Annotated in this window: 11 protein-coding genes and 1 tRNA gene; 3 read left to right on the top strand and 9 right to left on the bottom strand. The window is 66.1% G+C overall.

The window, feature by feature from the left end; genetic code table 11:
- Positions 1-21 precede the first annotated feature (21 nt).
- The 7 genes from ccoS to rplM all read right to left on the bottom strand — a co-directional run bounded on the left by ccoS (position 22) and on the right by rplM (position 5,952).
- Positions 22-225 (bottom strand): cbb3-type cytochrome oxidase assembly protein CcoS, encoded by a 204-nt coding sequence (gene ccoS, locus OA56_RS04495; protein WP_141055093.1) that lies wholly within the window; start codon positions 223-225, stop codon positions 22-24.
- 4 nt (positions 226-229) lie between these two features.
- On the bottom strand, positions 230-2,692 hold the full coding sequence (locus OA56_RS04490; RefSeq protein ID WP_461583686.1) for a heavy metal translocating P-type ATPase: 2,463 nt from the start codon (positions 2,690-2,692) through the stop codon (positions 230-232).
- Between the two features lie 28 nt (positions 2,693-2,720).
- On the bottom strand, positions 2,721-3,488 hold the full coding sequence (locus tag OA56_RS04485) for a 3-hydroxyacyl-CoA dehydrogenase (protein WP_461583684.1): 768 nt from the start codon (positions 3,486-3,488) through the stop codon (positions 2,721-2,723).
- Between the two features lie 40 nt (positions 3,489-3,528).
- A complete protein-coding gene (gene erpA / locus OA56_RS04480) occupies positions 3,529-3,879 on the bottom strand; it encodes an iron-sulfur cluster insertion protein ErpA (protein WP_055423463.1) in 351 nt (116 codons plus the stop codon).
- 78 nt (positions 3,880-3,957) lie between these two features.
- Positions 3,958-4,992 (bottom strand): N-acetyl-gamma-glutamyl-phosphate reductase, encoded by a 1,035-nt coding sequence (gene argC / locus OA56_RS04475; protein ID WP_055423462.1) that lies wholly within the window; start codon positions 4,990-4,992, stop codon positions 3,958-3,960.
- A 128-nt stretch (positions 4,993-5,120) separates the two neighbouring features.
- Complete coding sequence (gene rpsI / locus OA56_RS04470; protein ID WP_055423461.1) at positions 5,121-5,513, bottom strand: 30S ribosomal protein S9; 393 nt, start codon at positions 5,511-5,513, stop codon at positions 5,121-5,123.
- Positions 5,514-5,523: 10 nt separating this feature from the next.
- A complete protein-coding gene (rplM, locus tag OA56_RS04465; protein WP_055423460.1) occupies positions 5,524-5,952 on the bottom strand; it encodes a 50S ribosomal protein L13 in 429 nt (142 codons plus the stop codon).
- Between the two features lie 341 nt (positions 5,953-6,293).
- On the opposite strand from rplM, the gene OA56_RS04460 reads away from it, so the two are divergent.
- Positions 6,294-6,713 carry an OsmC family protein gene (locus OA56_RS04460; protein WP_055423459.1) on the top strand — a complete coding sequence of 140 codons (420 nt, stop codon included), beginning with the start codon at positions 6,294-6,296 and terminating at the stop codon, positions 6,711-6,713.
- A gap of 19 nt (positions 6,714-6,732) precedes the next feature.
- On the opposite strand, the gene coq7 is transcribed toward OA56_RS04460, so the two are convergent.
- Both coq7 and OA56_RS04450 read right to left on the bottom strand, forming a co-directional pair.
- Positions 6,733-7,374 (bottom strand): 2-polyprenyl-3-methyl-6-methoxy-1,4-benzoquinone monooxygenase, encoded by a 642-nt coding sequence (gene coq7 / locus OA56_RS04455; RefSeq protein ID WP_055423458.1) that lies wholly within the window; start codon positions 7,372-7,374, stop codon positions 6,733-6,735.
- The gene (locus tag OA56_RS04450; protein WP_055423457.1) at positions 7,364-7,933 is read right to left on the bottom strand and encodes an RNA pyrophosphohydrolase; all 570 of its coding nucleotides are present in this window, start codon (positions 7,931-7,933) and stop codon (positions 7,364-7,366) included. The genes coq7 and OA56_RS04450 overlap by 11 nt, the downstream gene beginning before the upstream one ends.
- 159 nt (positions 7,934-8,092) lie before the next feature.
- Here OA56_RS04450 and OA56_RS04445 point away from each other — a divergent pair.
- A tRNA-Lys gene (locus tag OA56_RS04445) sits at positions 8,093-8,165 on the top strand.
- A 72-nt stretch (positions 8,166-8,237) separates the two neighbouring features.
- Positions 8,238-11,042, top strand: a complete 2,805-nt coding sequence (uvrA, locus tag OA56_RS04440) for an excinuclease ABC subunit UvrA (RefSeq protein WP_055423456.1) — start codon at positions 8,238-8,240, stop codon at positions 11,040-11,042.
- Positions 11,043-11,093: the final 51 nt, after the last annotated feature.

Here is an 11,093-nt window from a genome sequence, read left to right as displayed (position 1 = left end):
TTTGACGCAAGTCAAACAACATCACTTTTTTTCTTCATCCGCCGGCTTGCCTGAGGGAGGCACCGCATCGCCGGAGCCGGCCTCGTCCCTATCCTCGAAGAGGATGCGGTAGGCCGGCCCCTGCAGGTCGTCGAACTGTCCGCTCTTCACCGACCACCAGAAGACGAGCCCGATGACGAACACCAGCACCACCGACAGCGGAATCAGGATATAGAGGCTTTCCATCGTCTCACCTCGCGCGCTGCAGGCGCAGCGCATTGAGCACCACGCCCAGGGAACTCGCCGCCATGCCGAGCCCCGCCATCCACGGCGTCACCCAGCCGGCCATGGCGAAGGGGATGGCGAGCAGATTGTAGGCAAAGGCCCAGCGATGGTTCTGCGCCACGATCGCGAGCGTGCGCCGCGCATGGCGTATGGCGCGTGCGATGCCCGAGAGATCGTCGCCCAGCAGCACGACGTCGGCATTGAGTCGGGCGAGATCCGCCCCCCCACCCATCGCCACCGAGACATGCGCCCCCGCGAGCACCGGCGCGTCGTTGACGCCGTCGCCGACCATGGCGACCACCCGCCCCGGCTGCGCCATCACCTGACGCAAGGCGTCGATCTTGCCTTCGGGCGTGAGGCCGGCGCGGACCTCGTCGATGGCGAGCGTGCGCGCCACCGTTTCCGCGATCTCCGGCGCATCGCCGGAGAGCAGATGCGTGCGCAAACCGAGTCCATGAAGTTCGTGCAGCAGCTCCGGTACCTCCTCACGCAGGACATCGGACAGACCGAAAACGGCGATCCAGCCGGTTTCGTCCCCCAGCGCCACGCGCGTGAGCGCACGATCATCGCTTGCGCGCGGCATCGCCTCGAGGGACAGCCCAAGCGTCGAGGCCACCCACTCGGGACGACCGATGCAGGTCCGTTTGCCGGCGACCCGGGCACTCAAGCCTTGGCCAGTGATGGCCTCGAATGCCGCGACCGGCACGTTTGCCGGCGCCGTCCCGGTGAACGCGCGTGCGATGGGGTGCTCGCTCGCCGCCTCCAGCGCCGCAGCGAGCGTCTGCGCCTGCCGCGCATCGCGCCCGGGCGCCGGCAAGACCTCGACCACGGTCAGCTGCCCGCGCGTGAGCGTGCCGGTCTTGTCGAAGGCGATGTCGGTGAGCCGCGCCAAGGTCTCGAGGGCATGACCGCGCGTCACCAACACCCCCGAGCGCATCAGGGCGTCGGTGGCCGCCGTCAAGGCCACGGGAGTGGCCAGCGACAGGGCGCAGGGACAGGCGACGACGAGCACCGAGACGACGATGGGAACGATGCGGGAGGAATCGATCCATGCCCACAGCCCGATGGTGATCACGGCCAATCCCAGCACCGCGATGATGAAACGGCTGGCATAGCGGTCGGCGAGCGAGGCAAGCGCCGGTTTCTCGCTCTGGGCGCGCTCCATCGCCCGGCGGATGGTGGCAAGCCGCGTCTCCTCACCGACGCGCTCCACCACGACTTCCAGCACCCCGCCGCCGTTGAGACTGCCACCGAGCACCAGATCCCCTTCGGCCTTGGGGATGGGGCGACTCTCCCCGGTGAGGATGGCTTCGCTCACTTCGCTGTGTCCCAAACCCACGCGTCCATCGACGGGGATGGTCTGTCCAGGACGCACGCGGATGCGATCGCCCGGCGCGAGCCGCGCCACCGGCACCCGTTCCCAGGTACCAGACTCTAGCCGTTCGGTCACCGCAGGGATGACGCGGGCGACTTCTTCCAGGCCACGCACCGCCCGTTGGCGCGCGAGCATTTCGAGGAAACGCCCCCCCAGCAGAAAAAAGGCAAACATCGACACCGAATCGAAGTAGACCTCGCCCTGGCCGCTGACGGTCGCCCAGAGGCTGGCGAGAAACGCCACGCCAATGCCCAGCGCCACCGGCACGTCCATGCCGATGCGCCGCAGCTTCAGGTCGCGCCAGGCGTTGGCAAAAAACGGTCCGCAGGAATAAAACACCGCCGGCAGGGTCAGCACGAGGCTTGCCCAATGCAGCAGGCGTTCGATGTCGGCCGGCATGTCCCCCTCACCTGCCAAGTAAGTGGGAATGGCATACATCATCACCTGCATCGAGGCAAAGCCGGCCACGAAGACGCGCCACAGCATGGAACGGCGTTCGCGCTGGGCCACTTCCTCGGCCTTCTTCGGATCGAAGGGATGGGCGCGATAGCCGATCTCGGCGATCGCCTTGAGGATGCGCGACAGGCTGGTGCGCTCCGGGTCCCAGCGCACCAGCGCACGGCGGGTGGCGTAGTTGATCTCGACGTGGGTGACGCCCGGCTGACGGCGCAGGTGCTGTTCGTTGAGCCAGACGCAGGCCGCGCAGGTGATGCCTTCGAGGATGAGGGTGACCTCGCGCTCGTGCTCGCCCACCGGCCGCGAGACTTGCTCGGTGAGCTCGGGCAGATCGAAGGATTCGAGCTCGCGCACCACCTCGGGCAGGGCTTCTCGCACCGGCTCGGGCATGGCATCGCGATGGCGGTAGTAGTCGGACAAACCGTTATCGACGATGGCCTGGGCCACGGCGGCACAGCCAGCACAGCACATGCGCCGCGCCCGGCCGTCGATCACCACGGTGAAATGCGTCTGGGGCGGGATCGGCAGGCCACAGTGATAGCAGCTTTCCTCTGCGCCGGCAGCGCTCTCCGCCCGCTCCAAGGTGGTCTCGTTCATCCCTGCCTTCGTTCGTCTCCGCTGCGGTTCATTTTGCCCCCATGCGGATGGCGCCGTCGAGGCGGATCACTTCCCCGTTGAGATAGACGTTCTCGACGATGTGCCGCACCAGAGCGGCATATTCGGCCGGACGCCCCATGCGCGGCGGGAAGGGTACCATCTTACCCAGGGACTCCTGCACGTCGGCCGGCATCCCCAACAGCATGGGCGTTTCCATGATCCCGGGAGCGATGGTCATCACCCGGATCCCCCAGCGGGCCAATTCACGCGCCGCCGGCAGGGTGAGCGACACCACTCCCCCCTTGGAAGCGGCATAGGCCGCCTGCCCGATCTGACCGTCGAAAGCGGCCACGGAGGCCGTATTGACGATGACACCGCGCTCCCCCTCGGCATTGGGTTCGTTGGCGCTCATGCGGGCAGCGGCCAGGCGCATCAGGTTGAAGGTGCCGATGAGGTTGATCTGGATCGTTCGGGCGAAAGATTCCAGCCGGTGCGGACCTTCCTTGCCGACGATCTTCTCGGCCGGAGCGACGCCAGCACAATTGACCAGCACGTCGAGCCGGCCGAAGCGCTCGTCCGCCGCCGCGACGGCTGCCTTGGCGCTCGCTTCGTCGGTGACGTCGGTGCGTACGAAATAGGCGTTACCAGCCAGTTCGGCGGCCAACGCTTGGCCCTTCGCCTCGTCGAGGTCGGCAAGTACCAATCTGCCGCCACCGGCCACGACCATGCGGGCGGTGGCCGCTCCCAGGCCGGAGGCGCCACCGGTGATGAGAAACACTCCCCCTGCGATCTGCATCGCTCCCTCCCTTATCGTTCGCCGATCTTTGCCGAAAGCGTCACACGGAGAAAGACTGTCCGCAGCCGCAGGTGGTGGTGGCATTGGGGTTGCGAATCACGAACTGCGCCCCTTCGATTCCTTCCACGTAGTCGATCTCGGCGCCGACCAGGTACTGGTAGCTCATGGGATCGATGAGCAGCGTCACGCCGCCCTTCTCGATCACGGCGTCGTCTTCGGCCACTTCCTCGTCGAAGGTGAAGCCGTACTGGAAGCCGGAACAGCCGCCGCCGGTCACGAACACGCGCAGCTTGAGGTCCGGGTTGCCTTCTTCTTCGATCAGCTCGCGCACCTTGGCGGCGGCGCTGTCGGTAAAGATGAGCACGTCGTCGGTCTGGGTTTCGGTCGTCATGATATGGGCTCCTCGTCAGGGTCGTCGCGGGCGCGACGGAGTTATGGACCGGAAATGGCGCGCGCCGTTCCCGTGGTTTCAGGGGCTCACTGGCACCAGGTCTAGCCCCAGGGTTTCCGGAAAACCGAACATCAGGTTCATGTTCTGCACCGCCTGCCCTGCCGCCCCTTTGACCAGGTTGTCGATCACGGAGAGCACGACGACGACGTCACCTCCCTGCGGCCGGTGCACGGCGATGCGGCACAGGTTGCTCGCGCGCACCGAGCGCGTCTCCGGATGCGAACCAGCCGGCAGCACGTCCACGAAGGGTTCTCCGGCATAGCGCTCGGCAAAGAGCGCCTGCACGTCGAGTGACGGGTCCGTGAGCCGCGCATAGAGGGTGGCATGGATGCCGCGAATCATGGGCGTGAGATGCGGCACGAAGGTCAATTCCACCGGCAGGCCGCGGGCGATGCGCTGCAGCCCTTGACGGATCTCGGGCAGATGGCGGTGACCAGCCACACCGTAGGCCTTGAAGTTGTCCGCGGCTTCGGCAAAGAGCGTATGCACTTCGGCCTTGCGCCCGGCACCGGAGACGCCAGACTTGCAATCGGCCACCAACCCGTCGCGCGCGACGGCATTCGCCTCGAGCAGCGGCAGGAAACCGAGCTGCACCGCGGTGGGATAGCAGCCAGGGTTGGCCACCAGACGCGCACGGGCGATCGCCTCGCGCTCGACTTCCGGCAGGCCGTAGACGGCTTCCTCAAGGAGTTCGGGTGCGGCATGCGTCATGCCATACCAGCGCTCCCATTGGTCGACGTCGGCCAGGCGAAAATCCGCTGCGAGATCGATGAGGCGCACTCCGGCATCCAGGAGTCGCCGCGCCTCTTTCATCGCCACGCCGTTGGGGGTGGCAAAGAAGACGAGGTCGCAGCGCTCGAGCCTTGCTTCGTCGGGCGTGGCGAAACGCAAGTCCACGTGGCCGCGCAGACTGGGAAACATCTCGGCCACCGGCATTCCGGCCTCGGTGCGCGAGGTGATCGCCTCGAGCGACACCTCGGGATGGTGGCTGAGCAGCCGCAGCAATTCTACGCCCGTATAGCCCGTGCCACCGACAACCCCTACCTTGATCATCGTCCGACCTCCAAGGATCACCAGATGCGATTATCACCCGGCCGCGATCAAAAATCGAGAGCGCCATCCGAAAACGACGAAAGCCACCGCGGGGGTGGCTTTCCATGAAACGGAACCGACGAAGACGGTCAGCGCTTGGAGAACTGCTTGGCGCGACGGGCTTTGCGCAGGCCGACTTTCTTGCGCTCGACTTCGCGCGCGTCGCGCGTCACGAACCCGGCAGCGCGCAGCTGCGCCTTCCATTCCGGGTTGTAATCGATGAGCGCCCGGGTGATGCCATGGCGCACCGCGCCGGCCTGGCCGGACTCGCCGCCGCCGTCGACATTGACCATGATGTCGAACCGATTCTCGACTTCGAGCAGGCTCAGCGGCTGACGCACGATCATGCGCCCCGTCTCGCGGGAAAAGAATTCGTCGAGCGGCTTGCCATTGACGACGATATTGCCCGAACCCGGCTTGATGAACACGCGGGCGACGGCTTCCTTGCGCCGCCCCGTTCCGTAATTGTACGACACCGCCATCGCTGACTCCTCAGATTTCCAGCACTTTTGGCTGCTGCGCGGCGTGCGGATGCTCGGCGCCGGCGTAGCACTTGAGCTTCTTCAGCATCGCGTAACCCAGCGGCCCCTTGGGCAGCATGCCCTTGACCGCTTTCTCGAGCACCCGCTCGGGATGGCGCTGCAGCAGCTTCTCGAATGTAGTCTCATAGATACCGCCAGGATAACCCGAGTGGCGGTAGTATTTCTTGTCGGTAGCCTTGTTGCCCGTGACGCGGATCTTGTCGACGTTGACGACCACGATGTAATCACCGGTATCGACGTGGGGGGTGTAGATCGCCTTGTGCTTGCCACGCAGGCGACGGGCGATCTCGGCCGCGAGCCGACCCAGCACCTTGCCCGACGCATCGACGACGAACCAGTCACGCGTGACTTCGTGCGGCTTGGCGGAGAACGTTTTCATGCGTATCCTCGATCATCTCAGGCCCGAGTCTGGCCCTTCTGGAAAGCAGGCGATGTTAGCGCAAGGAGAGCCCCCTTGTCAATCGCATCCTCCAGGGCAGACGAAAAAAAAAACGCCGCCTCGAAGAGGCGGCGTTCAATCCACACCAAAGGAGGAGGGTGGAGGAGACACCGGTCGAACCACACAAGTCGTGATTCGTTGATGCGTATGATAGGGATGCCTGGCGTAAAAAGCAAGAAAAAATGGCGCGCTGCACAATAAACTTTTCGATAACAAAATCAGACTCTCTTATCAAGAAATCCCCTACAATCTTGCACTGCGCAAAACACGGAGGATGTGACATGGAATGCACGGTTCGCTGGGTCGAGGGGCGCACTTTTCTGGCGGAGACGGGCTCGGGTCACTTGGTGGCCATGGACGGAGCCCCGGAGGCGGGCGGACGGAATCTGGCGCCGCGCCCCATGGAGCTGCTGCTCGCCGGTGCCGGCGGCTGCACCGCCTTCGACATCGTGATGATCCTGGAAAAAGGGCGGCAGGCGGTGCGCGGCTGCGAAGTACGGCTCGAGGCCGAACGCGCCCCGAGCGACCCCAAAGTCTTCACCCGCATCCGCTTCCACTACGTCGTGCGCGGCCGGGGACTGGATGCGGACCGCGTCGAGCGGGCGGTGAAGCTCTCGGCGGAAAAATACTGCTCGGCGTCCATCATGCTCGGCAAGACGGCCGAACTCGAACACACCTGGGAGATCGTCGAGGAAGCGTGACCCCGCCGCTGGCGGCGATTCAAATGCGGTAGGCGAGCGTGGTCATCACCCTGGAAGCGAGCCTCATCGCGCCGCGGATCGGCGCTGGCAGAGGCCGGGCGCCAAGCGACTCCGCGAGCCGGGCATGTCCCGCCTCGTCTTCCTTCATTTGCTCGAGGATGGCGCGGCTGCGCCGATCCGCCTGCGGCAGCGCCTGCAGATGCCCCTCGAGGTGGCGCTCGACCTGACGTTCGGTCTCGGCGAGAAAGCCCAGGTTCCAGTCGTCCCCTGCCACCCCTGCCGCCACTCCGATCGCCAGGGAACCCAGATACCACAGAGGATCGAGCAGGCTGGTCCGTCCGCCGAGCTCATGCAGACGCGCTTCGGTCCAAGCGAGGTGATCGACCTCTTCGTCAGAGGCGCGGCGCAGCGCCTCGCGGATCGCGGGGTCGCGGCTGGTGAGCGCCTGCCCCTGATAGAGCGCCTGGGCGCAGATCTCGCCGGTGTGATCCACCCGCAACAGCCCCTCCACGTGCCGGCGCTCGGCCTCTTCGAGCGGGCCGCCGGGCAAATCGGCCCCGGGCATGGGCCGGGCACCCCTTGCCGGCGCGAACACGGTGCGCAAGGCGCGATCGAATTCCACGATCATCCGGTCGAGCGCGTCGAGCCGTTCAGCGTCCATGGCGTTCCTCCATTCGCGGCGCGGCAGGCAAGTCGGGCGGCAGTTCCTCGATCAGCTCGCGATACTGCGGCTGGGTGTGCGGTGGCGGCACGTCGAGATAGCGCGACAGTTCGATCAGGGCAAGCTGATAGACGCGGCGCTTGAAGGCGATCACCGCATCGAGCGGCACCCAGTAGTGCGCCCAGCGCCAGGCATCGAACTCGGGGTGTGCGGTGGCGCGCAGACAGACGTCGGAGTCACGCCCCACCAGACGCAGCAGGAACCAGATCTGCTTCTGCCCTCGATAGACATTGCGCCACTGGCGCTTCACCCAGCGCCGCGGCACGTCGTAGCGCAGCCAGTCGCGCGTGCGCCCCAGGATGCGGACGTGCTGCGGCAGCAACCCGACTTCCTCATGCAGCTCGCGGTACATTGCCTCTTCCGGCGTCTCCCCTTTCTTGATGCCGCCTTGCGGGAACTGCCAGGAATGTTCGCGGATCCGTTTGCCCCAGAACACCTCGTTGCGCGCGTTGACGAGCACGATGCCGACGTTCGGGCGGTATCCTTCCCGGTCGAGCATGGTCGTTTCCTCGATTCTTCGTTGCTGCTATTGTTCCATAATGAGGCGTCAAAGGAAAGCGCAGCCTCGCCATCCTTCTCTGCCCTGCCCAGAAGGAAAAGACGCGGAAATCGCTTGACAGTTCTGCGGACGATTCCCTATAATTCTGCCTTCTTCGACGGGTCGTTAGCTCAGCCGGTAGAGCAGCGGACTTTTAATCCGTTGGTCGCAGGTTCGAATCCTGCACGACCCATCTGCAGACACGAAAATCCTCCCCCGCGGGCAGTTACGCCGCACCTCGTGCCTTCTTGCCAGCCGCCTCTCCATGGCCTTCATCCGTATTCGCGGCGCGCGTACCCACAATCTCAAGAACGTCGATCTCGATCTTCCCCAACATCGACTGATCGTCATCACGGGCGTCTCCGGCTCCGGCAAGTCTTCGCTCGCCTTCGACACGCTCTACGCCGAAGGACAACGGCGCTACGTCGAATCGCTCTCCACCCAGGCGCGCAAGTTCCTCGACCAGTTGCCGCGGCCCGAGGTCGATGCGATCGAGGGGCTCTCTCCGGCCATCGCCATCGAGCAGAAGACGCTCACCCCCAGCCCGCGTTCGACGGTGGGCACGCTCACCGAGATCCACGACTATCTGCGCGTGCTCTTCGCCCGCCTGGGCACGCCGCATTGTCCGGAACATCCGGAAGAGGCGCTGACGCATCGCCCGGTGAGCGAGCTCGTCGAGGAGCTGTCGCGCACCCTGGCCGGGCGGCGCATCGCCCTACTCGCTCCTGTCGCGATCGAGGGCGAAGCCGGCGGCACGCTCGCGGCCTTGCGGGCGCAGGGGTTCACCCGCCTCGAAGCCGGAGGCGAGTTCATCGAGCTCGACGGCTTGAAAGAAGCGCCCGCCGGACCGCTGCGCCTGGTGATCGACCGGATCCGCGTGCGCGGCGAGGCAAGAGCCCGGCTCGCCGATTCGCTCGAACTGGCACTCAAGATGGGACACGGGCGCTGCATCGTGCGCAACCTCGACGCCGGCGAAGAGCTGGTCTTCAGCGCCACGCCCTCCTGCCCTCGCTGCGGTTTCACCGCCCCTGCGCTCGAACCCCAGTGTTTCTCCTTCAACCACCCGGCCGGCGCCTGCCCCGCCTGCGAGGGCACGGGACGACAATGGAGACTGGATACCGATCGCCTGCCGGCGGGCGCACGCAGCCTGCGCGAGGGCGCCTTACCCGGGCTCGATGCGGACAATGCCTTCTCGGCGCGGCTACTGGAGGATTTAGCGGCGCACTACGGTTTCTCCCTGGACACGCCGTGGCAGGAGCTGCCGGAGCCGGTGCGCCGGGTCCTGCTCTTCGGTTCGGGGGGAGAAGCCATCTACTTTCGCTACCCGCTCGATGGCGGCCGCACGGTAAGCCAGTCCCATCCTTTCGAGGGCTGGATCCCCTATCTCGAGCGGCGCCACCGCCCCGATGAAGACAGAGCGCGCAAGGAGAAGAAGCTGGATCTGCCCTGGCAGGACCTGCCCTGCCCTGCCTGCAGCGGCAGCCGCTTGCAACCCTTCGCCCGGGCCGTGCGCGTGGCGGGGATGAGCCTGCCGGAGCTCACGGCGCTGCCCTTGTCGGGCTGCGCCGCGGCGATCGAAAAAATCTCCGCCGCCTGCGCCGCGCATCCAGTGGCCGAGCTGACGTTGGGCGCGATCCGCTCGCGCCTGCGCTTTCTGCTGCAGGTGGGCCTTGCTTATCTCACGCTCGATCGCGCCTCGCATACCCTCTCCGGCGGGGAAGCGCAGCGCATCCGGCTCGCGAGCCAGGTCGGTTCGGGGCTCACCGGGGTACTCTACGTGCTCGACGAGCCTTCCATCGGGTTGCACCCGTGCAATCAGGACGACTTGCTGCGCACGCTGGAGGAATTGCGCGATCTGGGCAACACCGTGGTCGTGGTCGAACACGACGAAGCGGCGATTCGCCGCGCCGATCACGTGGTGGAGATAGGCCCCGGCGCCGGGCGCGAAGGCGGCGAGATCCTCGTCTCGGGGCCACTGCCGGCGCTACTCGCCTCGCCACGTTCCCGAACCGCCCCCTATCTGAAACGGCCACTGCAGGTGGCCCATCGCCCCCTCCCGCTCCGGGAAGGCGAGCCGATGCTGCGGCTGTACGGCTGCCGCGCCCACAATCTCCAAGGGATCGACGTCGAAATTCCCCTGGGACGGCTCGTCGTCGTCACCGGGGTCTCCGGCTCGGGAAAATCTTCCTTGGTGGAAGAGACGCTGGTGCCGGCCGTCCTCGGACATCTCACTGGCCGCCCATACCGCGCCCCCTGCGATAGGGTTGCGGGGATCGAGGCGATCGACAAACTCATCCGCGTCGATCAGTCCCCGATCGGACGCACGCCGCGCTCGAACCCGGCCACTTACACCGGGATCATGGACGGGGTACGCGAGCTCTTCGCCGCGACGCCCGAAGCGCGCGCCCGGGGCTATCGCGCCGCCCGCTTTTCCTTCAACGTGAAAGGGGGGCGCTGCGAAGTATGCGAAGGCGAGGGCTACCGGCGCATCGACCTCCAATTCCTCCCCGACGTCTACCTGCCGTGCGAGGCCTGCGGCGGGAAACGCTACAACCGCGAGACGCTGGAGATCCGCTACCGCGGACTGAACATCCATGAGGCGCTCTCGCTCACCGTGGAAGAGGCACTGCATCCCTTCGGCTCGCACCCGGCGCTGCGGCGCAAGCTGGAGACCCTGCGAGAACTGGGATTGGGTTATCTGCCGCTCAACCAGCCCGCCACGGCCCTTTCCGGCGGCGAAGCCCAACGGCTGAAACTCGCCGCGGAGCTGATGCGCCGCGACACGGGGCACACCCTCTACGTGCTCGACGAGCCGACCACGGGGCTGCACTGGGCCGACGTCGAGAAGCTCCTCACTGCGCTCTTCGCCCTGCGCGACCGGGGCAATACGGTGGTGGTGATCGAACATCAGCTCGACGTGATCGCCCACGCCGACTGGGTGATCGACCTGGGGCCTGGCGCGGGGGCCGACGGTGGCCGGATCGTCGCCTGCGGCACGCCCGAGACGATCGCCCATCATCCGGATTCCGCGACCGGGCGCTACCTCGCCGGGCGGCTTGCGCAAGGCTGAAAAAAGCGAAACGCCGCACCCGGAAAGCGGTGCGGCGCTCGGTCTGCTCCC

It is taken from the genome of Tepidiphilus sp. HLB4 (assembly GCF_054823945.1).
This window is presented reverse-complemented; position numbering and strand designations above follow the sequence as displayed.